The following is a 24,196-nucleotide window of genomic DNA, read 5'->3' on the forward strand; positions in this document are numbered from 1 at the left end:
CCGTTCACTGGCGCAGCTTCTGGCCGCAGTGCGGCCACGGCGCGGAGCCGCGCTGCACGTACAGCTTCTTGGCCCGGTATGTCTGCTCGGCCGGAGGCGCGTCCTGGGGGCTGCCGTGGCCGCCGAGGGCCTGCCAGGTCTGGCGGTCGAGCTGGTAGAGCCCGCCGTAGCGGCCGGAGCTGTCGACGGCGCCCGGGCGGCCGCCCGATTCGCAGCGGGCCATGGCCTGCCAGTCGAGCCGGTCGGCCCCGGCGACGGCGGTGGGCGGGGTCATGGTGCCGACCCGGACGATGCGCGCGACGGGCGCCCGTACGGTCTCGGTGCGTACCTTGCGGGGCCGCTGCCGTACGCCGTTGACGGTGCGCACCTGGTAGATGGTGCGCAGGGTGCCGGGGTGGCCCTCCCGGGCGACCAGGTGGGTGCCCTTGAAGAGGGTGGGGTCGGCGCGCTGGATGGTCGGGAACGGGACCGGCGTCTCGCGGCTCTCCCTGCCGCCGGTGATGCGCATGACCTTCACGATCTGGCCGTCGCGCGGGTAGCTGTCCTGCGGGACGGAGGTGGTGTCGTGGCCGCGCAGGGTGATCCCGGCCGCCGCGAGCGCCTCGCCGATGGTGGCGGCGTTGGTGCGGACGGGGCGCTCGCGCTCGTCGGCCAGGAAGGTGATGGTGCGCTCGGTGCGGACGTGGAGATCGAGCCCGCTCCGGGTGATGGCGGCGGAGCGGGACGCCGACAGATAGGCGCCCTCGGCGCGCACGCCGAGCTGGCGCAGCGCGCCGTCGACGGTGTGGGCGGTGGTCCATACCCGGCGGCGCTCGCCGTCGACGGTGAGGGTGACGGGGCGGCCGTAGCGGACGGCGATCTCGGCGCCGCTGGTGAGGGGCTGGCCGGGGGCGGGGGCGACGATGTCGTGCGGGCTGACGTCGACGTCCTCGTCGGCGAGGAGTTCGGCCACGTCGTCGGCGTAGGTGTGGAGGGTGCGGGTGTGGCCGTCGACGCTGAGCCGGACCGCCTTGTCCTGGGCGACGAAGGCGGAGGTGCCCCCGGCCAGGGCGGCGACCACGAGCGCCTGCGGCAGCAGCCGCCGCACCGGGTCGGTACGGGCCGGGAGGCGTCCGCGCCGGGCGGCTCGGCGGGCGGCGGCACGGCCGCCCGGGACGCGGTGGCTGCCCTGCGTACGGCTCACGACAACACTCCGGTAACACTCCACGGGTCCACGGGGCCCACGAGTCGGGGGTGCCGCGGACTGTAGCGGAGTGTTCCGTCACTCTCCAAAGCCGATTAATTACCCTGCGCTGTCAACGGTCTTGGGGGCCGCCCTCATGCGGATAGCCGAAGACGCGCGCGGTGTTGACCGCCACGGCGGCCGCCAGGGTGTCCTCGGGGACGTCCTTGACGTCGGCCATGGCCCGCAGGGTGAACGGAATCAGGTACGGGGCGTTAGGCCGTCCGCGGTAGGGCGCGGGGGTGAGGAACGGCGCGTCGGTCTCCACGAGGAGGAGGTCGAGGGGGGCGACGGCGAGGGCGTCGCGCAGCGGCTGGGCGTTCTTGAAGGTGACGTTCCCGGCGAACGACATGTAGTAGCCGTGCTCCGCGCACACCTTGGCCATGGCGGCGTCGCCGGAGTAGCAGTGGAAGACGACGGTGTCGGGGGCGCCCTCCTCGGCGAGCACCCGCAGGACGTCGTCGTGGGCTTCCCGGTCGTGGATGACCAGGGCCTTGCCGTGCCGCTTGGCGATGTCGATATGGCGGCGGAAGGAGCGCTCCTGGGCGGCCATGCCGTCGGGTCCGGTGCGGAAGTAGTCGAGGCCGGTCTCGCCGACGCCGCGCACCTGGGGCAGGGCGGCGAGGGTGTCGATCTCGGCGAGGGCCGCGTCGAGGGCCCGGTCACCGCCGGGCTCCCTGGCGCCCTGCCGGGACCAGCCATCAGAGTCACCCAGCACGATGCGGGGCGCCTCGTTGGGGTGGAGGGCGACGGTGGCCCAGACGGCGTCGTGGGCGGCGGCGGTCTCGGCCGCCCACCGCGATCCGGCGATGTCGCACCCCACCTGGACGACGGTCGTCACACCGACCGAGGCCGCCTTGGCGAGGGCGTCCTCGACGGTTCCCGTCTGCATGTCCAGGTGGGTGTGCGAGTCGGCGACCGGTACCCGCAGGGGGTCCGGGAGCGGGGGCGGAGCGTCCTTTTCCTTTTGCCTGCCGTTTTGTCCGCCGTTGTTCTTCGATGCTGATTGCGCCATGTGCGTGATTCTATGAATGCGAGCAAATGGCGCTCAGCTGACCCCTGCCGGGCTCATTTGCGATGGTGCGAAAAGGGGTGCAGCAGATTCGACAGGTGCCAGTGGTGCCCACGGCGCCGCGTGGGGCTCTCGGCGTCCGCCTCGTCCGGCTTCGGCTCCGTCATCGCACGCGGGGCGCCGCGGCGGGCGCTCTCCAGGACCGACGCGACCTGCCCCGCGCGCATGATGCGCACCAGATGCGCACCGCAGTTGACGCAGTCGGGGCTCGTCAGCGGAGACGGAACGCGCGTGCCGCCGGTGAAGTACACGACGAAGGGGTGGCCCTCGCCGTCCACGTGGTGCTCGATGTCATACGACCGTTCCCAACCGTGCCCGCACTTCATGCAGGCGAAGGCGTAGGCCTCGTGGGCCACCTCACCGCCCGCCGGGCCGTCGGTGGGACGGGTTATCGGGTGCACGCCGTTCGAGGCTCCCGCTATTTCGGTCATGGCAGCTCCTCTTGCCCGCAGGACAAGTCTTCCGGGATTGGTACGTCCCCTTCGCTTCTCCTCCAGTGGACGCCTTTCCCGGCGGGATCGCAGCAGCTCTTCCCTCTCTTTGGGGGAGATTTAGCTGTGCACTATCGAAACCGCCCGATCGGCAGGCCTGCCCTTTGCCTTTCAGTGGTGAGCTTTACCTCCGCGTGGCGCGCCTCCGGCCGCGTTCTTTGCCGCCACGACCGCATCGAACACCACCCTTTTGGGTACCCCGGCGGCCTGCGCGACCGCCGCGATGGCCTCCTTGCGGCGCTCCCCGGCCTCCTCGCGCACCGCGACCCGGCGGGCCAGCTCATCGGGACCGGCCTCGTCGGGGCCCGGTTCGGCGGCACCCTCGACGACGACGGTGATCTCGCCCCGTACGCCCTCGGCGGCCCACGCCGCCAGCTCCTCCAGCGGGCCGCGCCGGACCTCTTCGTACGTCTTCGTCAGCTCCCGGCACACCGCGGCCCGCCGGTCCGCGCCGAACACCTCCGCCATGGCGGCCAGGGTGTCGGCCAGCCGGTGCGGGGCCTCGAAGTAGACCAGCGTGCGACGCTCCTCGGCGGCCTCGCGCAGCCGCCCCAGCCGCTCCCCCGCCTTGCGCGGCGGAAAGCCCTCGAAGCAGAAGCGGTCCACCGGCAGCCCGGAGACGGCCAGCGCGGTGAGCACGGCGGACGGGCCGGGCACCGCGGTGACCGCGATGCCGTGCTCGACGGCGGCGGCGACCAGCCGGTAGCCGGGGTCGGAGACCGAGGGCATGCCCGCGTCGGTGACCAGCAGCACCCGGGCGCCGCCCGCCAGCGCCTCGACCAGCTCGGGGGTGCGCGCCGACTCGTTCCCCTCGAAGTAGGACACCACCCGGCCGCCCGGCTGGACGTCCAGCGCCTGGGTGAGGCGGCGCAGCCGCCGGGTGTCCTCGGCGGCGATCACGTCGGCCGCCGCCAGCTCGGCGGCCAGGCGCGGGGGCGCGTCCGCGGTGTCGCCGATGGGGGTCCCTGCGAGTACGAGCGTTCCAGTCACCCGGTCATCCTCGCAGCCCGCTGTTTCCGCCGCGTCGGCCGCCGCTTCCGCGAGACACCACCTGATCCACGCCACACTCACAGACCGCTTCCCTACGATGGCCCGGTGAGCAGTGACACCGCGACCCACGCCCAGCCGGGCCGAGCCGCCGGCCAGCACCCGCCGGCCTGGCAGCGCCGGCTGCGCCGTTTCGGATACGCGGGCCGCCCCCGGCCCGGCGTACGGGAACGGCTGGTCCCGCCGTACCAGCAGCCGGGCACCCGGCTGTGGGAGACGCTCGGGGCGACCCCCGCGGTGGCGGCCAGAATCGCCCGCTGGAGCGGCTGGGGCGGGCCGCTGCTGGTCGCGCTCGTCGCCGGGCTGACCCGTTTCTGGCGCCTCGGCAGCCCGGACAACGTCATATTCGACGAGACGTACTACGCCAAGGACGCCTGGTCGGTCTGGCAGTTCGGCTACGAGGGCACCTGGCCGAAAACGGCCAACGACAAGATCCTCGACTCGCCGCAGCACATCCCGCTGAGCGACGCCGCGTCCTATGTGGTCCATCCGCCGGTCGGCAAGTGGGTCATCGGGCTGGGCGAGCAGTTCTTCGGGCTGACCCCCTTCGGCTGGCGGTTCATGCTCGCCCTGCTCGGCACCCTGTCGGTGCTGATGCTGTGCCGGATCGGGCGGCGGCTCTTCCGCTCCACGTTCCTCGGCTGCCTCGCGGGCGCGCTGATGGCCGTGGACGGTCTGCACTATGTGATGAGCCGCACAGCGCTGCTCGACCTGGTGCTGATGTTCTTCGTACTGTCCGCCTTCGGCTGTCTGCTGATCGACCGGGACAAGGCCCGGGCCCGGCTCGCGGCGGCGCTGCCGTCAGCGGTTCCGGACAGCGACGACGAACCGGCCCGGCCCGACGCGACGGTCGGCTGGAGCCTGAAGCTGGGCGCCCGGCCGTGGCGGATCGCGGCCGGGGTGCTGCTGGGCCTGGCCGTCGGCACCAAGTGGAACGGGCTGTACGTACTGGCCGTGTTCGGCCTCATGACCGTCCTGTGGGACGTCGGCGCGCGCCGCACCGCGGGCGCCCCGCGCCCGTACCGGACGGTCCTGCGCCGCGATCTGCCGTGGGCGTTCCTGTCGACGGTGCCGGTGGCGATCCTCACGTACGTCGCCTCCTGGTCGGGCTGGTTCGCCGCGAGCGGCACCTTCAGCCGGGCGCGCGGCTGGCGGGACAGCGGCTACTTCCGCCACTGGGCCGAGTCCCCGAAGCCGGACGGCGGCGGCTACGGCACCGGCGGCGTCTTCGACTGGCTGCTCAACCCGCTGCGCAGCCTGTGGCACTACGAGACCGAGGTCTACAAGTTCCATGTGGGCCTGGACTCGCCGCACGTCTACCAGTCCAACCCGTGGAGCTGGCTGGTCCAGTCCCGGCCGGTCTCGTACTTCTACGAGTCGCCGCGCGCCGGACAGGAGGGCTGCCCCAAGGACGCCGCCGAGAAGTGCGCGCGCGAGGTGCTGGCGCTGGGCACCCCGCTGCTGTGGTGGGCGGCCTGCTTCGCGGTGCTCTACCTGCTCTTCCGGTGGGCGCTGCGGCGCGACTGGCGGGCGGGCGCGGTGCTGGCCGGGATCGCGGCCGGGTATCTGCCGTGGTTCCTCTACCAGGACCGCACGATCTTCTCCTTCTACGCCGTCGTGTTCGTGCCGTTCCTGTGTCTGGCGGTGGCCATGATGATCGGCGCCCTGCTGGGTCCGCCGGGGGCCACCGACACCCGGCGGGTGGTGGGCGCGGTCGGCTCGGGCGCCCTCGTCCTGCTCATCATCTGGAACTTCATCTACTTCTTCCCGCTGTACACGGGCCAGACGATGCCGATGGACGCCTGGCGGGCCCGCATGTGGCTCGATACCTGGATCTAGCTGTGACGACGGTCTGTGCGACGCATGCGGGCGCCAGCTCGTCGTGGTCGTTGTTGGTCGTTGGTGGTCGTCGTGGGCCGTCTCCGGACGGCCCACAGACGGCCCGACGCACACCCCCGGAGGAGCGTGCGAAGGCAGAACCAGAGGTCGTTCCGCCGTGATTCGGAAGACGTGGAGGGAGGCTGATGTTGCGGGCTCAAGGGAAGGAAGTCAGCCAGCAGGGACATCAGCCCGTCGCGTCTGACATGGGAAGCTGGAGGCGATGAGGCGCCACCAGCAAAGTCGTCGGCGAGGGACGAGGAAAGGTAGGCCACGTGCCGCAGGCCAGTCCGCGAGGTTCGTACTTGCAGATCTCGGAATCTCTGCGCCAGAAGATCGAGAACAGCGAGATCACGGAAGCGCTGCCGTCCCAAGCGGCGCTGATGCGCGACTACGGGGTCAGCCGCAGCACAATCGAGCGCGCGCTCATGGAACTCCGGCATGAGGGCGTCGTTGTATCCGTTCAGGGGTCGGGCTGGTATGTGGCGGGTACCGGTGACCGGCGGCCGTTGGTAGAGCGGGTGACCGATCTACTTCGAGCAGAGGGCGTCAAGGTCGGCGATCCGTTCCCAACGGAAAAGGAGCTGTGTGACCAGTTCAGCGCCTCGCGGACGGCGGTACGTTCTGCCATTGCGCAGATGGAAGGGCAGGGTCTCATCGGCAAAGCGGCCGTGCGCGGACGGGAAGTCCGCGCCCTACCCGCTCGACAGGAGGGCCAGAGCACCACATGACGACGAGCGAGCAGACAGCGTTCGACCATGCCGCAGCAGAGACCATCCTGCGCCGGGCCTGTGCTCTCGCCAACGTAGAGCCGAACGGCATCGAGCTGCTGCGTTTCGGCGACCATGCGGTCTTTCGCATCAGCGGCGGTCGGATCGTCGCCCGCGTTGGCCGCAGCCCCGACCGCTTGCCTTCGGTCACCAGAGAGGTCGCCATCGCTCGATGGCTTGCGACAGCGCAGTACCCGGCGGCTCGACTCGTCACGGAGGCCGACCAACCCGTCGTTGTCGATGGCCACCCCGTGACCTTCTGGGAGGGGCTGGCTGATGGAGATACGTACGCCAGCACTCGCGAAATGGGCGACCTGCTGCGGCTGCTGCACGAGCTGATTCCGCCGACCTTTCCGCTGCCCCCGCTGCGGCCGTTCGACAAGGTCGAGCAGCGCCTGGCCGTGGCCGTGCTCCCTTCCGACACCCGCGAGTACCTCACCGCCTTGGCGGAGGATCTCTCGTCCGAGTACGAGGGCTTGCAGTTCGCGCTCCGGCCGGGGCCTCTGCATGGAGACTTCAACGTCGGCAACGTCCTACGCGACGGCACGGGCAGCCCGAAGGTGATCGACCTGGACGGCTTCGTCACCGGCCCACGCGAGTGGGATCTCATGCAGACAGCGATGTACTACGACAGCTTCGGCTGGCACACGGAGGCCGAGTACGCCGATTTCGTGGACGGCTACGGCTTCGACGTCCGGCGGTGGTCCGGGTATCCAGTGCTCCGCAGCGTCCGCGAGCTGTTGATGGTGACCTGGCTCTCCCAAAATGCCGGTACGAACCCGCGAGCCGCTGAGGAAGTCGAGAAGCGCGTCGAGACGCTGCGTTCCGGAGGATCGCGGCGCGACTGGGCACCGTTCTAGAACTTCACCTGCTGCCAGAGGCGGAAGCCGCGGGCCTGTTCCGTGAAGTCGCGGAACTCCGCGGTCCGCCGCATACCGTCGCTGACGCGCTCGTGGAACTCCTGCACGTACTGCCCGCAGCGTGCTGACTTCAGACCCTCGCCGAGCCGTAGCGCGCTCAGCGCAATGTCGCACCCTTGGGCAATCTCGCCCTGATTGATGTACGCCTCCGCCTGCACCATCGTCGCGAAGAAGTCGCTGCGGTTGTTCAGGCCATCGCCGAAGATGGAACCTGCGCCGCGCTCAACGGCCTGTACGGAGCGTCCGAGGTCGCGAAAGCAGTGCCCGAACTCGGCCGCCAGCTCGACCTGGTCGAAGTAGGCGATGTACTCCGGATCGCTGTCCGCCGTGCGAAGGCTGAGCTGGCGTTCGGCCTCGGCGAGAGCCAGTTCGCAGCCGTGAGGGTCGTCCATCCGAGCGAGTGCTCGCGCCTCCATCGCGCGGAACTGCGCGGCCATCGTGGGCGTGAGGCTCCCGGCTGGGCCCGTGAGCGCGGCGCGAGCCAGGGTCGCAGCCTCCCGGTGCCGACCAAGGAAGTTGGCTTGGTGGCTCATGGCGGAGAGGATGCTGCCGCCGAGCAGCCTGTCACCGGCTGCCTGCGTCATGCGCAGGGCCTGGATGAAGTACCGCTGCGCGATGCCGTGGAGGCCGCTGTCATACGACATCCAACCGGCGAGCATGAGGGCTTCGGCGACCGCCGAGTGCAGCTGTTTACCCACAACGTCGGAGTACTTGCCGTCAAGTAGCGGGCGGACGTCTGAGTGCAGGTACTGAATCAACGCACGACGCGCGTGGCCTCCGCCGAACTTCGCGTCGAGCATGCTGAACGAGTCGGCGGTGGAACGCACCATTTCCACGTCCACGGCCCCGACTGCCCTGTTGCCCAACCGAGCGAGTTCACCGTCTGGCGGGGCGACGAGCCACCGGACGGATGCTTCGTTCCAGGCTGCGGAGTCCGGGAGCGCCTTCACCACCGACTCGGCTTCGGCGAGATCCGCTCGCCAGAGGTCGGCCACCGTAACGATGGCGATCTCCGGGCGGTCTGCGAAGTCAAGGCCGAGGTTCGGCTGTACGGCGGAGACGGCTGCGCCGCCCATCCCGATGTCATCAACCGTGAGGGTGCGCCCCAGCTTGCGCCCTACGGCCTCAGCGATGAAGCGGGGCATATCCCCCCTGGGGATCGAGCCCTTGAGCCACCGACTGACGTAGGTGTGATCACAGGTGATGTCATCGCCTGAGCGGGCCGCAGCGCCGATCACCGCGCGCGCGAGCGACTTGTGCGAGAAACCGCCCTCCTGCATGAGCGCGGCCAGCCTCGCGTTCCGGTCTGCCATGGATCCCCCAGGGACGCTCGAAGTCCCAGTTTGACGCACCGCCACTCTACGCAGGTCAGAGCGGGGGTGTAGGGGGTTTGCACGTCCGAGTGCACAACTGCACCCCCAAGTACACGCTCCCGAAGCCGCCTCCCCTTGGCGATAGTCGAGTCATCGCCGCAGGGCAGGTCGGCGGCCCCGAGTTCGAAAGCCAAGCGCTTGACGGCCCGGAATCGATCTGCCAACGTGAGTGGTAGGTAGTACACACCACGCAAACAAAGTGGTGAGTGCCACCCGTGCGCCCGGAGGACCCCGTGAAACGGGCCCGAAGGAAGTGCTCGTTGCTTGAGAACTCAACAGCGTGCCGACCCAGCCACATGCACACGTGTGGTCGATGGGTGCGGGTCACCATCCCGACCGCCCATGTCGGGCCGGGTGACCTGCCCGGATCTCCGCCCTTCGGGGTGGTGACTGGCATTGCGTGATCTGACACCGCAGAACCTTCCGCGGGCCGTACGAGCCCGCGCTGAGCACCAGTGCTCACGGTCCCCGACACCGGCGCCGCGCGCGGCGTTGAGTGCCGGGTGGCCGTGAGCGCTCGTACTGCACGAGACGCCGACGACAACGGCCCGCGGCCCCGGGAGCTCCCGGGGCGCTGTTCGGGCCGTTCCACTGTGAGGAGAGACGTCCTATGAAGTGCATCGTTGCTGGCCGTGAGGCCGTCACCGCTGCGGAGTTCGCGGAACTTGCGCTGGGCACCCCGGTTGAACTGTGGCTCGGGGTCGAGGGTGAGACGGACGAGGAGCGCGCGGCTCGCCTGGACGCGGCGCGCGACATCCTGGCCGACCCGGAGTACAGCGACCTGGCCGACGACCTGGTTCGCCTGGCCGCGCGGGCCGTCGAGGACCACGCGGACCTGTTCAACGTGGTCCCGCTGGCCCGCCCCGCCCGCCGCCGCCCGGTACGTCAGGGGGTCGCGGCATGAACGAGGGGCTGACGCTGGACGACCTGGCCGTGCCGCTGCGCGTGCTGCGCCTGCTGACCACGGACTTCGGGCACCTGCCCGCACCGGAGATCCACGTGTCGACCATCTACCCGGACCGGCTGGAGCTGAGGTTCCACGACGACCTGTCCGGCTTCGAGACGTGGCGGGACGCGCTGGGCATCGCCCCGGACCACGTGGACTACCGCGAGCAGAGCAGCGGCCGTACGCGCGTCCTGAAGGCGTCCACCGACTACGCGGGTGCCGAGCTGGAGCTGACCGGCTTTAGCGACGTGCCCGTTCTGGTGCCGGTGAGGACGGCGGCCTGATGGCGACGCTGGGCAAGTACTTCGATCCGAGCGGCGCCCGGCACGGCATCCCCACCTACCCGTGGCGCTATGCGCCGGACGGGCTGGCGACCAGACGGCAGTTACGGGCCCGTGGCCTGCGCCCCGGCGGTCAGCCGGTCGCAGCCCAGATCCTCCGTCCGCGCTACCGGCGCGGGCCGCTGGTCGCCTACCTCTACCGGCTCGACAAGGCCAAGCCGGTGCGGCCGATGACGCCCGCGAAGCGCCGGGCGCTGGCGTGCGCGATGCTCGCGCGCCGCACCTGCCCGCAGTGCCGCACCGATGCCGGATACGTCATCCCCGCATCCCTTGGGGTCTGCGTCCCCTGCGCCTACCCCGAGGACCAGACCGCCGCCTGACCAGGACCGGTCATGCGGTCCCCGTGCGAAGGAGAAGAGATGAGCAGCCCCCCGGAAAGGTCCCTGAGCAAGGGACAGGCATACGTACTCGGTGCCGCCGCGGTGCCCATGGTCGCGTTCGGCGGCATGGGCGCGTGGGGCACCTACAGCAACATCACATCGATCTTCCACCGGTCGGCTACCGCGCTGGGCGTGGTCGCGGCCGGTGAAGGCGCAACGCTCGTTCTCGCCCTGGTCCTGGTGGGCTTGACCATGCTGGGCCAGTCCGCCCCGGCGGCTGTCCGGATCGGGTTGTGGACGCTGCCCGCGGTGGCCTCCCTGACCGGTGTCGCGGTCGCCAAGGACTCGACGGAGGCGGTGGTGTTCGCCGTCACGCCCCTGGCCATGTGCGTCTCCGCCGAGGGCATGGGCCTGCTGGCCCGGCGGATCGTGGTCTACCGCACGGGCGTGGACGCCGAAGCGCAGCGCCGGAACGCGGCCGTCATGCAGCGGCTCGCCTACCACCGCGCCCGCGCCGCCAACCACCCCGACAAGAAGGCTCGCAACGGCTCGGAGCTGGAGTCGTGGAAGCTGGCGAAGAAGGTCGGCGCGGGGGATGCGCTGCTCGGGGCGAACCTGGTCGACGTCCAGCGCGAGCGGATGACGACCGGCGCGGACGCAGCTCTTGCGGGCATGTTCGCCCTGCCCGTCACACCCCCCGCCCACGGCGTCACGGACACCCCTGCGCCCCTCGCTGTTGAGGGCGCGGACGAGGAGGGTGTCATGCCCTCCGTCACGGGCGTCACGCCCCCCGTGACGGAGGAAGACACGCAGGTCACGCCCGAGACGGAGACCGTTCCGGCGGAGCCCGTCACGCCCGTGACGCCCCCGGCGGATCCGCCCGTGACGCTAGACGAAATCGCGGCCGTATCGGGCGTTCCCACACCCGTCGTGGGGGAACCGCTGACGGACGCACAGCTCGTGGTCGTCCTGCGGCACCTGCGCTACACCGACGACCCGCCCCTGTCCTACCGCCAGGCCGTGGCCGCCTTCCGCGAGGCCGCTTTCGTCGGCGGAGAACAGCGGGTGCGCCGCGCGTGGGGCTCGCTCATGTCCCACGAAGAATCCGACGTCTGAAAAGCGTCCGGCACCACCAATGAGGACCAGCCCACGCCAATTGGGCTGGCCCTCGTTGCGACTGCCGGAAGCAGTCGACCGCACCAGTGAAGCAGACCCGGTGAGCCCCGGCGAGCGGCACCTACGCAGACCCGGCGAGCAGACCCGGCGCGCTGACCTCGACATCCCACACGGCCACGGCCCGCCAAGAGGCCGCGCGCCGCCCGATCAACCCGATGCGACAGGGAGAAACCGCAGTGACCACCCAGACTCAGCAGACCACCAGCTCGGCCGCTCAGCAGCAGGGCTCGCACCACTTCGTCCTGACCCTCCAGAAGCCGCACCGGCAGGGCTTCGTCACCGTGACGTTCACCAACACCTTCACGCCCCGCCCCGATGACACCCGGGCGGACATCTACGAGGTGCTGTTGGAGGAGGTCGCCCGCGAGAAGCCGGAGCTGAAGGGGGCCAACGTCGTGTTCTTCTCGCTGGAGCGCAACCAGCTCTGAGTAGCGAGTAGGGACTGATTCACCCGGCGCGGCCCCATGTGGCCTGGCAGCTCGTGGGCCGCGCCGGTCCCCTTCCCGATGCTTCGAGTTGGAGGACTTCAGCATGACCGAGACCACGACGGAAGCGGTAGTCCGCCCCAGGCGCGCCCCTGGGGCGGGTAGGCAGGAGGCGGCACCAGCCGCGCGGAATGCGGAGCCGTCGTCGGCTCCGGGGCAGACGCTGGGTGGGGTGCTGGCGCCTGGTGGTGCGCTGACCGGTTTGATCGGTCTGTGCTGGCTGATCCACCAGTTCGGCCTGTCCGCGGTGATCCTGGCTGCGGTGGCCTGCTCGGCGGTCGCCACGACCGCGCTGGTGGTGCGGGCCCGACATCGCGTTCGGCGGGCCCGCCCGCCCCATCTGGCACGCTCGACCCTGGGCTCTCCCGGCCGCGGTCATCGCACCGCCGCCCACCCGGCGGGCCGCACGCAGACCCGCGGCAAGGCCCCTTCCGCCCGTGCGGGGACCGGCACCCTGGCCAGCAGGAGCACCGGGGCGAACCCCGCTGCTGCGCATCGTCGGGGCAGTACGTCGGCGTCGCGTAAGCCGGGCGGGCTGGCATCGGCGAGCAAGAGGCCCTTGGCCGCCGTGCCGAATGCCACGGGCGTTCGGCCCGCCCCGCTGGGCCGCAACGCCGCTGCTACCGGTGGCACCGGCCGCCGTAGCGCCCCGGCTGCCGCATCACCGCGTACGGCGCGTAAGCCGGGCGGGACCGGTGCGGCACTGCAGCGTGGCGGCGCTGGCGCGTCGATGCCGGGGGCGGCCGGGCGGCTGGCCCGGGCCCTGGGCCGCAAGACGCCGACCGCCCCGGCCAGTGGCGGCCGACCGCTCACATCGGGCGGGAAGCAGCAGGCGGGCAGGAAGCAGCAGCCGAGCGGCATCAAGGGTGGCTACAAGGCCGCGCCGCAGCCCGGTGCCGCCTCGGCCACGAAGCGGGCTGCGAAGGCGGCCAAGGCCATCGGGAAGGCCGTCAACCGCGGCCGGTCCGGCGGCAAGGCGCCCAATGCCAAACGGCTGAAGGCCCGGCCCAAGCCGCAGACGCATCCCAAGAAGAAGTCCAAGCCCGGCTCCCGCAAGAACCGGGCCGCCATGAGCAAGCACACCCGGCGGTTCGGGAGTAAGGCCCCGATGAACGCCCTGCGGCGGGCCCAGTACTGGGCGGGGCGGAAGCTGCGCAAGCACACCAGCGCCCTGACCCGGCGGCGGCTGCGTAAGGCGGCCGTCCCCTTCCGGGCCGGTGCCCGCGCGGTGGCCCGCTACGGGACGCCACTGCTGGCGCGTGCCTGGCGGCTGGGCTCCCGGGGCCTGCTGAAGGCTCACATGGCGCTTGGGTCGGTGCGGTTTTCCACGATGGGGCCGAACTGGCTGCGCCCGCTGGCCCGCGTGCTGCACACCCTGACCACCCCCGCCGCCCGGGCTCTGGCCTGGACGGGCACGTGGGGGTGGCTGAACCGCTGGATGTACCGGCACACCGGCGGCGGCAGCACACCGACCGTCCCCCGCCGCCGCGCGTCCGCTCCTGGCCGCCGGACGGCGGCTGTGCACCGGCCGGTGCACAGCCCCACCAAGATTTCCACCGCCCCCGCTGTGAAGGGAGTCCCCGTGTCCTCGATCGAACCGGCGCTGCCGCTGCACTACGCGGCCGACGCTGTCCGCACCGCTGGCGCCATGATGGTGCTCAACCCGGCCGGGAACATGGTCGGCTACGAGGCGACCATCAACAGCCTCGCGGAGATCCAGCGGGCCATCGGCGACGTCATCGCGATGGCCGCGCACTCCAGCCGGGAGAACTTCAAGGTCAACCCGGCCATCCCTGACGCCTACGACGACACCGCCGTGTACGCGCACGCGCTGGCCGGTCGGCTGGACTCGATCCCCACGCTCTACCGGATCATCCACGCCGAGCAGATCGACAACATCGAGAACCCGACCGTCCAGGGCGCCAAGTGGGACCAGTCGGCCAACAGCTGACCCCGCCCCGTCCCACCGCAGGGCAGGCCGCGACCGCTCGGCCTGCCCTGCGCGTTTTCCGGCTCGCCCCCGATCCGAACGGAGACCTCTGCTCATGCTGAGCCGCCCCCGCAACCACGAGCCGATCCCCTGGCGGCACGGCGTCGTGTCCACCCCCCTGTTCACCGCCGCCACCGTCTACGCGGGCGGGCTCGGGCTCGGACTGGCCGCGGACGCCGGAAACGCTCTGCCGCTGGGGTGGATCGGCGTCGGCTCCCTGACCGGGATCGCCGCCGCGGCTGCCTCCCGTTTCCTGCGCACCGCGCCGACCCCCACCGAACCGTCCAGGGCCAAGCGCTGGTTCCACACCGGCTTCACCACCGCGTGGACCAGCGCGGCCTACGCCTGGATCAACTGGACCGCGCACGGCACCCCCTGGACGCTGGCCTCCGCTGCGGCCCTGGGTGCGGCCACCGCCGCGCTGACCCCCTTCTACGTCATCGACCGGGGGCTGCGCGCCGAGCAGATCACGGCTCAGTGGGCGGCCGAGTCCGGCGCGAGCTTCGGGAACGCCAAGGAGTGGCAGCAGCTCTTCGAAGAGGTCGGTGCTCGCGGCGTCAAGGTCGGCAAATGCACCTCCACCCGCGGCGGCTACGCCCTGCCGCTGAGCCTGGCCAACACCTCCTACGAGGCACTGCTCGCGCTGCTGCCCACCCTGGAGGTCCGCAAGGGGGACCTGCGCACCGGCTCCCTGCGCCTGGTCCGCAGTGACTCCGGGCTCGCCTCCGAAGCCGTCCTGCAGGTGACCACGCGCAACGTGCTCGCCGAGACCATCAACCTGCCGGGCGATGACCACCCGCTGACCATCCGCGAACCCCTCACCCTGGGGCTGCTGGAGTCCGGGGAGCCGATCGAGATCCTGTTCCGGCAGGTCAGCATCATGATCGCGGGCATGAAGGGGTCGGGTAAGAGCGTCCTGCTCCATGTGATCATCGCCTGTCTGACCCGCTGCACCGACGCGGTGATCTGGATGATCGATATGGCGCAGGGCAACACCGCCAAGCGGTGGCTGCGTCCGTGGGCTCAGCAGTGGGAAGACCGCGAGGGCCGCCTGATCGACCGGCCGATTCTGGACTGGGTGGCAACCTCCCCGGGGGAGGCCGTGCGGCTGCTGAATGCCGCGCTGGCCATCACGGACGGGCGGGCCCGCCGGATGAAGGGCGGCAAGATCCAGCCCAAGAACACCGAGCCCGCCGTCATCGTCCTCTCCGATGAGAACTCGGACCTGATGGCATGGACCCCGGAAGCGCTCAAGGCGAAGATCCGGCTGCTGAAGAAGGGCCGGAAGGCCGCCGTGGACGTGGTGGACGCCGTCCAGCGCGGCACCGGCCCCAACACCGGTGGCGGTGAGGTCGATTCGCAGTACGACACCGTGATCGGCATGCGCTTCGCCAAGAAGCAGGAAGGCCAGTTCGTCTTCCCCGGCCACTACCAGCAAGTCGACCTGTCCAAGCTCCCCGGCCGGGGCAGCCTCTACATCCTCGACGAACAGCGCGCCCAGGAAGGCGGCACCGGCCCCGAGCGCGGCAAGGTCTACTACGCCAACGACGAGGACGAACAGCCGGACGGCAGCCCCCGCCACGACATCGAGGAACTGGCGGTCGCCCGCTGGGCCATCCGCCCCGACCTGGACGCCGCATCCCAGGAAGACGCCGCCCCCTTCGGCTACCACGACCGCTGGACCGACCCCGGGCGCATCGAATGGCTGCTGGACGCCCTCGGCCTGCCCACCCCGGCCGGAACCGGCGCCCGCACCGAATCGCGCGCGGCGCACGCCGAGGGCAGCACCAGCCAGACGCCGCCCGCTGGGGACATCGGCACCCTGACCCCGATGCGGCCAATGGACTACTACATCGAGAAGGCCAAGAACTGGCAGCCCGACGCCGATCAGCCCGGCCAGCCGCCCACACCGGCCCCGGAACCGGCCACGGGCGGAGAGCAGTCGCCCAGCGGTGATGACCCGCAGGTGGCTGCGGCCATCGCGCGGGCCCTGGCGGAGTTCGAGCGCATCACCGAGCAGGCCGCCGAGACCCCGGCGGAAGAGGAGCCTTCACCGGCTGGTGCGGCGGGCCCGGAGTGGCTGCCGATGGCGATCGAGGCGATCGCCTCCGCCGGGGCGATGGGCATGAAGCCCGCCGCCATCGCGGAGATGGTCGGCCGCGACCGCAAGACCGTCCGCGAAGCCCTCAAGGCCGCCGCCGAGCGCGGCGAGCTGGTCTACCGGGACCGCGGACCCCACTCCGTCTACGTCCACCCCGACCACGCCTGAGCGTCACGCTCAGCTACTGGTTAGTGGGTAGCGGGGCCCAACACCCCACTACCCACTAACCCCCCGAACCCTTGCCCATGGGGGCCTTCAACAGGGCGTCCCCAGTAGGCACCCCACTACCCACTACCCAGTACTCACTACCCACTAGCAGCAACAGAACGTAACCAGCGCGGGCGGCTCCCACACCCATGGGAGCCGCCCGCGACTCGTGGAAGGGGCTCCCCTTGGTCGTCTCACTGTCCGCCGCCGCGCTGCTCGGCGTCGTCGTCTTCTTCATGCTCCGCCAGCGCGTGCTGAGCCCCGGCGGCGCGATCGCGGCTGCCCTGTTCGGCTTCTGCCTCGCCTCGACCGGCGCGGCCCCCGCGATCAACGACGCCCTGCAGTCCCTCGCGGACTCGCTCAGCCGCATCGGCTGACACGCCTCACCACATCCCCGCATCCGACCCGGAGGCAGTCATGCAGCAGCAGGACCCGCGCAACCCCATCCCGGGCACGATCGCACCCCACATACCCGCCGACGTCTACCAGCGCGCACAGGCCACCGGACAGCCGGTCGTCATCGTCGTCCACGACACCGAGCCGACCGGCTTCCCCTGGCGGCGCATCCTGATCCCCTTCGCGATCGCCGGGGCCGTCGTCGCCGGGGGCTGGGGACTGGCCGCCGCCCTGTGCTGGCTGATGGACACCGCCGCCCACACCGCAACCGCGATCGCTGGAGCGGTCGCCGGACCCATCGGAGTCGGCGGCATCACCCTCAAGCTCTTCGGCTCCAAGAACAAGTAGGGAGCGCCGATTCATGCACGCACTCACCGTGCGCCAGCCGTGGGCAGACGCCATCGCCCACGGCGGTAAGACCACCGAAAACCGCACCTGGCCTGTGCCGGAGAAGCACATCGGCGGGCGCATCCTCATCCACGCGGGAGCGTCCTACGACCCCATGGGGCGCTTCCTCATCACTGACTGGGACGCCCTCGACTCCTGGCCGAACAGCCGCAGCGCCATCGTGGCCGTCGCCTCGCTCGCCGATTGCCACCGCAGTGCCGACGCTTGCTGTGCGCCGTGGGGAGAGAGCGACGTCTACCACTGGCAGCTCGCCGACGTCCGCCGCCTGCGCCACCCCGTGCCCGCCAGGGGCGCCCTGGGGTTCTGGACTCCCGATCAGGCAGTCATCGAATCCGTCATCACTCAAACCACCGCTCTTGACCCTTCCATCTGACCCCGGAGAGGAACGCCAGCCACGTGGAAGCTTCATACACTCCAGGAAGCCTCATCGTCCTGGTCGGCTCACCCGGGGTGGGCAAGTCCACCTACGCCCGCCGTCACTTCCCGACCGGTCGTCTGTGCCTGGACGACTTTCGCCAGATGGCCACCGATGACGCCGCCGATCAGTCCGCCACACCCACAGCAGCCCAGATCCAGAACCTCCTGTTGGAGGCTCGACTTGCACGGGGGCTGACCACCGTCGTGGACAGCACCAATGTCCTGCCCCATGTCCGCGCCGGACTCCTGGCCCGCGCCCGCTACTACCAGCGTCCCGCCGTGGCGGTCCTCTTCGACCTGCCGCTGGCCCTCTGCCAGGCACGCAACAACGCCCGGGCCCGTCAGGTCCCCCATGACGTGGTGCGCGAGCTGCACGAGATGACCCCGACAGCCGAGCAGTTGACCGCCGAAGGCTTCACCAGCATCCGCACCGTCCACCTGACCTGCGACAGGAGCACGACACCATGACCAGCCCCATGCCCTGGTTCGAATCCCTCACCGACAGCGTGTACGCCCTCGGCGCCGCCGCCCGCGAAGCTCAGCGCGCCGCCCGCACCGCCGAACTGGCCCGTGACGCCTATGACCTCGACCGGCTCCGGCCGGTAGACGGGGAAGTGCGTCTCGACGGCCGGGACCCGGGCGGTGTGCCGTTCCGCCCGCACGACGCCGCCCTGTTCACCATCGGCGACACCCTCAGCGAGCAGGCGTACAAGCTGCGCAACCTCTACGCCCAGACCGCCACCGGGTACGCCTATGGCACTGCGTGGGCCATCCTGCGCGTCCTGGATGGCCAGCAGCCCGACGCTGTGCAGCTCGGCCGGAGCCGGGAAGGGTTCTACGTCATCCCCGGTGAGCTGTGCCCGATCCCGGCGCTGATGCCGGGCCTGGAGCGCTGGAGCGGCTACACGAAGTTCGTCCAGGCCCATGCCCGGTGGGCCCTCTGCGAGGAAGCGGGCATGTTCGCCGAGTACCTGGACGAGCAGCCCCAGCTCTCCGACCACGAGGCCGGTGAACTGCACGAGGCCCTCGACACCGCGACCGGGGTCCCGGACGCCACGTACGCCTACGGCCAGCTCGCCGAATCCGCGCTGCACTTCGCGCTGCTGGAGCCCCGCGCCCGGCACGCTCGCGCCCAGACCAGCCGCTAGCTACGCCCGGGGCGACCGCCCGCTCTCGCCAAAGATGCGCGGTCGCCCCGGCCCAACCAGCCCACAACAGACCTGTTGGAGGTATCCAGCATGACCCAACCCACCGTCATCCGGCGAGTGATCCCGCGCCCGGCGCGGGAGCTCCCGGACGCAGCCGCCCGCCCCGGGGGCATGCGGTTCTACCTGACCACCCACAAAAAGCACTGGCTGCGGGAGACGCCGGTGCCGCTGTTCTTGAAGTCCGAGCACCTTGCCTCGGCCGTCAAGCCGCTGCGGGCCATCGGCCGCTATGCCGTGGACTCCGGCGGCTTCACCGAACTCCAGCGACACGGCCGCTGGACCCGCACCCCCCGCCAGTACGTGGCTGACCTGCGCCGGATCTGGGAACACATCGGCCCCTACGACTGGGCCGCCGGACAGGACTGGATGTGCGAAGACCTGATCATCAACGGCGGCACCGCCGGACCCCTCACCTTCGTGGGGACGCACCTCAGCGTCGCCGAACACCGCCGCCGCACCGTGCACAACTTCCTGGAACTGCGGTCCCTGGCCCCCAACCTGCGGATCATCCCCACCCTCCAGGGCCAGACCATCCCGGACTACCACGCATGCGCCGACCTGTACGAGTACTACGGCGTAGACCTGCGCGCAGAGCCCACCGTGGGCCTTGGCTCCGTGTGTCGCCTCCAGTCCACGGCCCAGGGTGCCGCGATCGTCACGGCCATGGCCGCTCGCGGCTACCGGCTCCACGGCTTCGGCTTCAAGACTCTCGGCCTGGAACGCGTCGGTCACCTGCTGGCCTCCGCCGACTCCGCCGCATGGAGCATCCACGCCCGCAACCGCCCGCCCCTCCCCGGTCACACCACGCACAAGAACTGCGCCAACTGCCTGCCCTACGCCCTGCGGTGGCGTGACCGCGTCCTGGCGAAGATGCCCACGCACCGGCTCGCCCCGGAAGGGAGCTCTCACACATGACCAGCACTCATCTGGCCACGCTTGCGCCCCTTCGGACCGCGCTGGAACTGGCCGCGTTCGGTCTGCCAGTGCTGCCCCTGCGTCGGGGCAAGGTCCCGTTCGGGAACTGCCGCATCTGCGCGAAGGACGTCCGCACGGGCAGGGCCGCCTGTGGCGGAAGGCCGAACATGAAGGACCCGGGCCCCTGCCAGTGCCCCGCCGTCTGCCATGCCTGGGCCGCCGCCACCATCGACCCCGCCGTCATCACCTCTCCCGCCTGGGCCCCGGCGTGGCGACAGGCGGTGGCCGTTGCCTACCACCCCGGCGGCGCCGGGCTGACCGTCGTGGACCTCGACAACCCATCGGCCGTCGCCTGGGCTCGCCAGACCCTCCCAGCCACCCGGACCGTGCCCACCACCCGTGGGGAGCACTGGATCTACCAGGGCGCCATGCGCTCGGTGAACGGCGTCCGTGAGGGTGTCGACCTCAAGTCCACGATGGCCTACGCGCGGTGGCGCGGGCCCGGCACGGGTTCCATGGCGGCGTTGCCAGCGGCCGTAGGTGCGCTGGCAGCGAAGAGTCCCACCATGGTCCCGGTGGCTCCGTGCGCCGTCACTGTGCCCGCACCAGCCGGGGGCGGGGAGTGTCGCCACCGCACGCCCGCCTATCTGGAGCGTGGCGTCGCCATGGCCGAGCAGCGCATCACCGATGCCCGCAGCGCGATCCACGCCACCGTCTACCGGACGTTCCTCGCCGTGCTCTCCACGCACGGCCGGTGCGGCTGCCTGACCGACACCCACGTCGCGCGACTGTTCACCGCAGCGCAGGCCAAGGGCGAATCTCCCCGGCACTGCACCGACGCCTGGACCAACGCCCGCGCCAAGTTGGGACTGTGACCATGTCCGACGACGAGAAGACCCCGGCCCGCGAAGTCATCACGGAGTACGCACAGGCGCACTTCCGGTACTTCCGCACCGCCGACGGGACCGTGTACGCGCAGAAGAACGGCCACCCCGTGGCCCGCCCGATCCGCTCACAGGGCACCACGGGCAGCCACCGCCAGGAACTCATGGTCGGCCTGTTCAAGGACGGGCGCGGCGTGTTCAACGGGACCGCGCTCAAGGAGGCGTTGGACTTGATCGAAGCACTCGCGCTAGACGAAGACGTTCAGCCCGTCCACATCCGCGTCGCGCCCGGATTCGACGGCGCGACCTGGTTGGACCTGGGCCGCAGTGACGGGCAGTCCGTCCGTATCCACCCCACCGGCTGGGACATCGCCATCCCCGACCCGCGCGAGGTGTGCTGGCGACGCACCCAGCTCACCGGGGAACTGCCCCTGCCCGCCAAGGACACCGACGGCAAGGGCATCGACCTCCTGCTGAGGCTGTGCAACTTCGCCAGCGCGGAGACCGAGTGCCTGGCCATCGCCTGGCTGATCGGCTGTCTCGGACCGTCCGTGCCCGTCCCCGCCCCCTTCCTCACCGGCCCCCAGGGCGCGGGCAAGTCCACCGGCGGGCGGATGCTCGTGCGCATCATCGAGGGCATGAGCGGCGACCTTCGCCGGGCCCCGAAGGATGAGGAGAACCTGATCGCGGCGGTCGCGGCCGGATGGGTCACCGCCCTGGACAACCTGTCCCATCTGACGCCGGACCTGTCCGACGCGGTGTGCTGCGTTGTCACCGGGGCCGAGAACGTCAAGCGTGCTCTGTTCACGGACGGGGACGTCTTTCGCGTCGGCTACCGGCGACCTCTGCTGCTGACCGGTATCGACGTGGGCCTCATCCGAGGTGACCTTGCCGAACGGCTGCTGCCGCTGCGTCTGGAGCGGCCCAAGGTCCGGCGGACCGAGGCTGAGCTGTGGGCGGAGTACGCGGAGATTCTGCCCGTCGTGCTCGGCTCGCTCCTAGACCTCACGGTCAAAGTCCGCGCAGTCGAGGCGGAGACCCCCACCGACCTGCGCATGGCCGACTTCGCGCACCTGTGCGCGCAGCTCGACGCGGCGACCGGCCTCCGGTCGCTGGATGCCTATCGGGCCAGCCTGGATGACCTCAATGACGACGTGATCGAAGGTGACCTCCTCGCGCAGACGGTCCTCAAGCACGCCGACCACATCGAACCGGGTGCTGCGCAGCGCATGACGTCGACCGAGTGGCTGCACTGCCTCAGCCGTCTCTACAGCGGCGACGAACTGCGTCCATTGCCTAAAGGCTGGCCGACCACGGGCAAGGTCCTGTCCGACCGGCTCAAGCGCCTCCAGCCGACGCTTACCGCTCGTGGTGTTCTCATCGACTCGGGCCGCACCAGCGAGGGCCGCTATCTCGAAATGACCCGTCTGCAAGCCGCGCCGCCGCACGAGGCGAAGCGGATGTTCTGATCCGCGCCGCGCCGCGCTCGTCCGGACAAGCAAGAGGAGCACCAGCGCGGAGGCGTGCTCTTCTTGCTCTTCGGCGGCGGCGCCGCCCTGCGATGGTCGCGCCGCGCAGCGGCTCCTTCTTCACGCTTGAAGCGGAACCGCACCACAACAGACACCGCCCCTCTTTTGTCCTAAGAGGAGAGACGCTGCGTCATCTGCGTCATGCGGGCACAAAAACGGCCGCCGACCTGTGGTTATAGCAATGACGCAGACGGCGGGTTCTGCGTCATCCTGCGTCATCTGCGTCATGCGATGACGCAGCCCATGACACGGCGATGACGCACCCCCGGACCACTACGTCACACAAAGTTGCAGGTCAGAAGCCCGAATGACGCTGATGACGCAATGCCGCAGAAATCCGCACCTCGGACAGACGCGAGCCAGGCAAAGCCCAAAGACCCCGCCCACCGCGCTGCGGAGGAGAGACCGCCACATGGCAGAGGCATCCGCCATAGCCACACTGCGGGCCGGACTCCCGGACCGCTACCTGACCCCCGACGACATCGCCGAAATGTTCGAGGTACCCAAAGAGACCGTCTACGCCTGGCGCAAGAAGCGCATCGGCCCGCCCGGATTCCGCGTCGGCAAGCACGTCCGCTACGACCCCGCCGCCGTCCATCGCTGGGCCGCTGAGCGCATGGCGGCCGACACCGCCGCCTGACGGCGACAACCCACGAGCGCATTCACAACCCGCAGGGGGGCGGAGCCATGTGGTTCCGCCCCCCTGCTCTGCTCTGCCCGAGAAGGGAACACATTCGGTGGCAGGCCACATCCAAGACCGCTGGTACAAGACCGAGACCGACGCCAACGGCGAGCCCTTCAAGGTAAAGACGGACCGCTACGGAACGGGCATGCGCTACCGTGCCCGCTACATCGGCCCGGACGGCACCGAGAAGAGCAAGTCATTCCCCGACAAGCAGAAGCGCCTCGCCGAGAAGTGGCTCACCAACACCGCTGCCGACATGTCGCGCGGACAGTACATCGACCCCCGCGCCGCACGGATCACCTTTCAGCAGTACGGGGAACAGTGGCTTGCGACACACACCACAGACATCAACAGCCAGGATTCAGCGGAACGCCGTCTGCGGCTGCACGCCTTCCCGTACATCGGAACGCGCCCCCTGGCGTCGTTCCAGCCCGGACACGTCCGAAGCTGGCTGAGCGAGTTGGAGAGTTCCGTACCGGCGGCTTCATATCGGCGGATCATCTTCGGAATCGTCTCAAGCGTCTTCAGTGCGGCTGTGGACGACGGGCTGATGTCGCGAAACCCCTGTCTGGCCAAATCCGTAAAGGGGCCTCAAGGAAGCCCGTCGAAGGTGGTCCCCTGGACGCCTGATCAGGTATTCACCGTCCGGGCCGCGCTACCCGAGCGGTACCGCGCGATGATCGACGTGGGCGGCGGATGCGGGTTGCGGCAGGGCGAGATATTCGGCCTGCCCATCGACAACGTGGACTTCGACGGCGGTTGGCTTGCTGTTCGACAGCAGCTCAAGCGGGTACGGGGCAAGTTCGTCTTCGCCCCACCGAAGCGCGGAAAGCTCCGTGATGTGCCACTGCCGACCGCAGTCGGCGCCGCGCTCCAAGAGCACCTGAAGCAATTCCCCACCGTCAAGGTGACCCTTCCGTGGCTCAAGCCCGACGGGCCCACGGTCACGAAAGAGTTGCTATTCACAGGCCGTGCCGGACGGGCCGTGCGGTCGAGTCACTTCGATGACCATCTCTGGAAACCAGCTCTGGCCGCCGCTGGCTTTATCCCGGAGCCCGAGAAGGGTGAGCGATACCAGGCCGCACGGGAGCACGGCATGCACGCGCTCAGGCACTTCTACGCATCGGTCCTGCTGGACGCTGGCGAGAGCATCCGGGCTCTGAGCACGTACCTCGGACACAGTGACCCGGGATTCACGCTGCGTGTCTACACTCACCTGATGCCGAGCAGCGAGGGGCGCACCCGAAGGGCGGTCGACACCCTCTATCGGGCCTCCGGTAGGCCGCTGGACGGCCCGGAGACGGCCCAGGCCGCGTAGGAATGGCCTGGTCAGGGACTAAATCCCTGGTCAGGCCACCCAAACGTTAGAGAATCGGAACTTCATCTACTTCTTCCCGCTGTACACGGGCCAGACG

Annotated in this window: 25 protein-coding genes; 20 read left to right on the forward strand and 5 right to left on the reverse strand. The window is 70.2% G+C overall.

What is annotated here, in order from left to right; all coding sequences use genetic code 11:
• Window positions 1-4 precede the first annotated feature (4 nt).
• From ACWC5C_RS11480 to rsmI, 4 genes are all read right to left on the reverse strand, one after another.
• On the reverse strand, window positions 5-1,207 hold the full coding sequence (locus tag ACWC5C_RS11480) for a ubiquitin-like domain-containing protein (RefSeq protein WP_450875226.1): 1,203 nt from the start codon (window positions 1,205-1,207) through the stop codon (window positions 5-7).
• Window positions 1,208-1,295: 88 nt separating this feature from the next.
• Entirely contained in the window at window positions 1,296-2,237 is a 942-nt protein-coding gene (locus tag ACWC5C_RS11485) for a TatD family hydrolase (RefSeq protein ID WP_450875227.1), read from the reverse strand.
• A gap of 53 nt (window positions 2,238-2,290) precedes the next feature.
• A complete protein-coding gene (locus ACWC5C_RS11490; RefSeq protein ID WP_450875228.1) occupies window positions 2,291-2,725 on the reverse strand; it encodes a hypothetical protein in 435 nt (144 codons plus the stop codon).
• 171 nt (window positions 2,726-2,896) lie between these two features.
• Entirely contained in the window at window positions 2,897-3,775 is an 879-nt protein-coding gene (gene rsmI / locus ACWC5C_RS11495; RefSeq protein ID WP_450875229.1) for a 16S rRNA (cytidine(1402)-2'-O)-methyltransferase, read from the reverse strand.
• 105 nt (window positions 3,776-3,880) lie between these two features.
• Here rsmI and ACWC5C_RS11500 point away from each other — a divergent pair, with 105 nt between their 5' ends.
• From ACWC5C_RS11500 to ACWC5C_RS11510, 3 genes are all read left to right on the forward strand, one after another.
• Complete coding sequence (locus tag ACWC5C_RS11500; protein WP_450875230.1) at window positions 3,881-5,671, forward strand: dolichyl-phosphate-mannose--protein mannosyltransferase; 1,791 nt, start codon at window positions 3,881-3,883, stop codon at window positions 5,669-5,671.
• A gap of 314 nt (window positions 5,672-5,985) precedes the next feature.
• The gene (locus ACWC5C_RS11505; protein WP_450875231.1) at window positions 5,986-6,441 is read left to right on the forward strand and encodes a GntR family transcriptional regulator; all 456 of its coding nucleotides are present in this window, start codon (window positions 5,986-5,988) and stop codon (window positions 6,439-6,441) included.
• Entirely contained in the window at window positions 6,438-7,340 is a 903-nt protein-coding gene (locus ACWC5C_RS11510) for a phosphotransferase enzyme family protein (RefSeq protein WP_450875232.1), read from the forward strand. The genes ACWC5C_RS11505 and ACWC5C_RS11510 overlap by 4 nt, the downstream gene beginning before the upstream one ends.
• On the opposite strand, the gene ACWC5C_RS11515 is transcribed toward ACWC5C_RS11510, so the two are convergent.
• Window positions 7,337-8,713 carry a hypothetical protein gene (locus ACWC5C_RS11515; RefSeq protein ID WP_450875233.1) on the reverse strand — a complete coding sequence of 459 codons (1,377 nt, stop codon included), beginning with the start codon at window positions 8,711-8,713 and terminating at the stop codon, window positions 7,337-7,339. The two genes, ACWC5C_RS11510 and ACWC5C_RS11515, sit on opposite strands and share 4 nt — an antisense overlap.
• Window positions 8,714-9,383: 670 nt before the next feature.
• Here ACWC5C_RS11515 and ACWC5C_RS11520 point away from each other — a divergent pair.
• The 17 genes from ACWC5C_RS11520 (at window position 9,384) to ACWC5C_RS11600 (ending at window position 24,099) form a co-directional block, all read left to right on the forward strand.
• Window positions 9,384-9,677, forward strand: coding sequence for a hypothetical protein (locus ACWC5C_RS11520; protein ID WP_450875234.1), 294 nt, complete (start codon window positions 9,384-9,386; stop codon window positions 9,675-9,677).
• Window positions 9,674-10,003: a hypothetical protein gene (locus tag ACWC5C_RS11525; protein WP_450875235.1), complete on the forward strand. Its 330-nt coding sequence runs from the start codon at window positions 9,674-9,676 to the stop codon at window positions 10,001-10,003. Before ACWC5C_RS11520 ends, ACWC5C_RS11525 begins: the two co-directional genes overlap by 4 nt.
• On the forward strand, window positions 10,003-10,380 hold the full coding sequence (locus ACWC5C_RS11530) for an RRQRL motif-containing zinc-binding protein (RefSeq protein WP_450875236.1): 378 nt from the start codon (window positions 10,003-10,005) through the stop codon (window positions 10,378-10,380). The genes ACWC5C_RS11525 and ACWC5C_RS11530 overlap by 1 nt, the downstream gene beginning before the upstream one ends.
• A 39-nt stretch (window positions 10,381-10,419) precedes the next feature.
• Window positions 10,420-11,496 carry a hypothetical protein gene (locus tag ACWC5C_RS11535; protein WP_450875237.1) on the forward strand — a complete coding sequence of 359 codons (1,077 nt, stop codon included), beginning with the start codon at window positions 10,420-10,422 and terminating at the stop codon, window positions 11,494-11,496.
• Window positions 11,497-11,732: 236 nt separating this feature from the next.
• Window positions 11,733-11,984 carry a hypothetical protein gene (locus tag ACWC5C_RS11540; RefSeq protein ID WP_450875238.1) on the forward strand — a complete coding sequence of 84 codons (252 nt, stop codon included), beginning with the start codon at window positions 11,733-11,735 and terminating at the stop codon, window positions 11,982-11,984.
• A 229-nt stretch (window positions 11,985-12,213) separates the two neighbouring features.
• Window positions 12,214-13,992, forward strand: a complete 1,779-nt coding sequence (locus ACWC5C_RS11545) for a hypothetical protein (RefSeq protein WP_450875239.1) — start codon at window positions 12,214-12,216, stop codon at window positions 13,990-13,992.
• 94 nt (window positions 13,993-14,086) lie between these two features.
• Complete coding sequence (locus ACWC5C_RS11550) at window positions 14,087-16,300, forward strand: hypothetical protein (protein ID WP_450875240.1); 2,214 nt, start codon at window positions 14,087-14,089, stop codon at window positions 16,298-16,300.
• 224 nt (window positions 16,301-16,524) lie between these two features.
• Window positions 16,525-16,716, forward strand: a complete 192-nt coding sequence (locus ACWC5C_RS11555; protein WP_450875241.1) for a hypothetical protein — start codon at window positions 16,525-16,527, stop codon at window positions 16,714-16,716.
• A 40-nt stretch (window positions 16,717-16,756) separates the two neighbouring features.
• A complete protein-coding gene (locus ACWC5C_RS11560; protein ID WP_450875242.1) occupies window positions 16,757-17,083 on the forward strand; it encodes a hypothetical protein in 327 nt (108 codons plus the stop codon).
• 13 nt (window positions 17,084-17,096) lie between these two features.
• Window positions 17,097-17,516 carry an ASCH domain-containing protein gene (locus ACWC5C_RS11565; RefSeq protein WP_450875243.1) on the forward strand — a complete coding sequence of 140 codons (420 nt, stop codon included), beginning with the start codon at window positions 17,097-17,099 and terminating at the stop codon, window positions 17,514-17,516.
• Between the two features lie 23 nt (window positions 17,517-17,539).
• The gene (locus ACWC5C_RS11570) at window positions 17,540-18,028 is read left to right on the forward strand and encodes an AAA family ATPase (protein WP_450875244.1); all 489 of its coding nucleotides are present in this window, start codon (window positions 17,540-17,542) and stop codon (window positions 18,026-18,028) included.
• Entirely contained in the window at window positions 18,025-18,708 is a 684-nt protein-coding gene (locus ACWC5C_RS11575; protein WP_450875245.1) for a hypothetical protein, read from the forward strand. Before ACWC5C_RS11570 ends, ACWC5C_RS11575 begins: the two co-directional genes overlap by 4 nt.
• Window positions 18,709-18,798: 90 nt before the next feature.
• Window positions 18,799-19,683 (forward strand): deazapurine DNA modification protein DpdA family protein, encoded by an 885-nt coding sequence (locus ACWC5C_RS11580; protein WP_450875246.1) that lies wholly within the window; start codon window positions 18,799-18,801, stop codon window positions 19,681-19,683.
• Entirely contained in the window at window positions 19,680-20,558 is an 879-nt protein-coding gene (locus ACWC5C_RS11585) for a bifunctional DNA primase/polymerase (RefSeq protein WP_450875247.1), read from the forward strand. Before ACWC5C_RS11580 ends, ACWC5C_RS11585 begins: the two co-directional genes overlap by 4 nt.
• A gap of 2 nt (window positions 20,559-20,560) precedes the next feature.
• On the forward strand, window positions 20,561-22,036 hold the full coding sequence (locus ACWC5C_RS11590) for an ATP-binding protein (RefSeq protein ID WP_450875248.1): 1,476 nt from the start codon (window positions 20,561-20,563) through the stop codon (window positions 22,034-22,036).
• Window positions 22,037-22,508: 472 nt separating this feature from the next.
• Window positions 22,509-22,736, forward strand: coding sequence for a helix-turn-helix domain-containing protein (locus ACWC5C_RS11595; RefSeq protein ID WP_450875249.1), 228 nt, complete (start codon window positions 22,509-22,511; stop codon window positions 22,734-22,736).
• Window positions 22,737-22,833: 97 nt separating this feature from the next.
• Window positions 22,834-24,099, forward strand: coding sequence for a tyrosine-type recombinase/integrase (locus ACWC5C_RS11600; RefSeq protein WP_450875250.1), 1,266 nt, complete (start codon window positions 22,834-22,836; stop codon window positions 24,097-24,099).
• The last annotated feature ends 97 nt before the right edge of the window (window positions 24,100-24,196 follow it).

The sequence above is a fragment of the Streptomyces sp. NPDC001700 genome, assembly GCF_053596435.1.

What these genes read in the sequence shown, in the direction of transcription:
- ACWC5C_RS11485 (WP_450875227.1), bottom strand. Translation starts at nt 2,237, where the DNA reads ATGGCGCAATCAGCATCGAAGAACAACGGCGGACAAAACGGCAGGCAA.
- ACWC5C_RS11490 (WP_450875228.1), bottom strand. Translation starts at nt 2,725, where the DNA reads ATGACCGAAATAGCGGGAGCCTCGAACGGCGTGCACCCGATAACCCGT.
- ACWC5C_RS11510 (WP_450875232.1), top strand. Translation starts at nt 6,438, where the DNA reads ATGACGACGAGCGAGCAGACAGCGTTCGACCATGCCGCAGCAGAGACC.
- ACWC5C_RS11515 (WP_450875233.1), bottom strand. Translation starts at nt 8,713, where the DNA reads ATGGCAGACCGGAACGCGAGGCTGGCCGCGCTCATGCAGGAGGGCGGT.
- ACWC5C_RS11520 (WP_450875234.1), top strand. Translation starts at nt 9,384, where the DNA reads ATGAAGTGCATCGTTGCTGGCCGTGAGGCCGTCACCGCTGCGGAGTTC.
- ACWC5C_RS11525 (WP_450875235.1), top strand. Translation starts at nt 9,674, where the DNA reads ATGAACGAGGGGCTGACGCTGGACGACCTGGCCGTGCCGCTGCGCGTG.
- ACWC5C_RS11530 (WP_450875236.1), top strand. Translation starts at nt 10,003, where the DNA reads ATGGCGACGCTGGGCAAGTACTTCGATCCGAGCGGCGCCCGGCACGGC.
- ACWC5C_RS11535 (WP_450875237.1), top strand. Translation starts at nt 10,420, where the DNA reads ATGAGCAGCCCCCCGGAAAGGTCCCTGAGCAAGGGACAGGCATACGTA.
- ACWC5C_RS11550 (WP_450875240.1), top strand. Translation starts at nt 14,087, where the DNA reads ATGCTGAGCCGCCCCCGCAACCACGAGCCGATCCCCTGGCGGCACGGC.
- ACWC5C_RS11560 (WP_450875242.1), top strand. Translation starts at nt 16,757, where the DNA reads ATGCAGCAGCAGGACCCGCGCAACCCCATCCCGGGCACGATCGCACCC.
- ACWC5C_RS11565 (WP_450875243.1), top strand. Translation starts at nt 17,097, where the DNA reads ATGCACGCACTCACCGTGCGCCAGCCGTGGGCAGACGCCATCGCCCAC.
- ACWC5C_RS11575 (WP_450875245.1), top strand. Translation starts at nt 18,025, where the DNA reads ATGACCAGCCCCATGCCCTGGTTCGAATCCCTCACCGACAGCGTGTAC.
- ACWC5C_RS11580 (WP_450875246.1), top strand. Translation starts at nt 18,799, where the DNA reads ATGACCCAACCCACCGTCATCCGGCGAGTGATCCCGCGCCCGGCGCGG.
- ACWC5C_RS11585 (WP_450875247.1), top strand. Translation starts at nt 19,680, where the DNA reads ATGACCAGCACTCATCTGGCCACGCTTGCGCCCCTTCGGACCGCGCTG.
- ACWC5C_RS11590 (WP_450875248.1), top strand. Translation starts at nt 20,561, where the DNA reads ATGTCCGACGACGAGAAGACCCCGGCCCGCGAAGTCATCACGGAGTAC.
- ACWC5C_RS11595 (WP_450875249.1), top strand. Translation starts at nt 22,509, where the DNA reads ATGGCAGAGGCATCCGCCATAGCCACACTGCGGGCCGGACTCCCGGAC.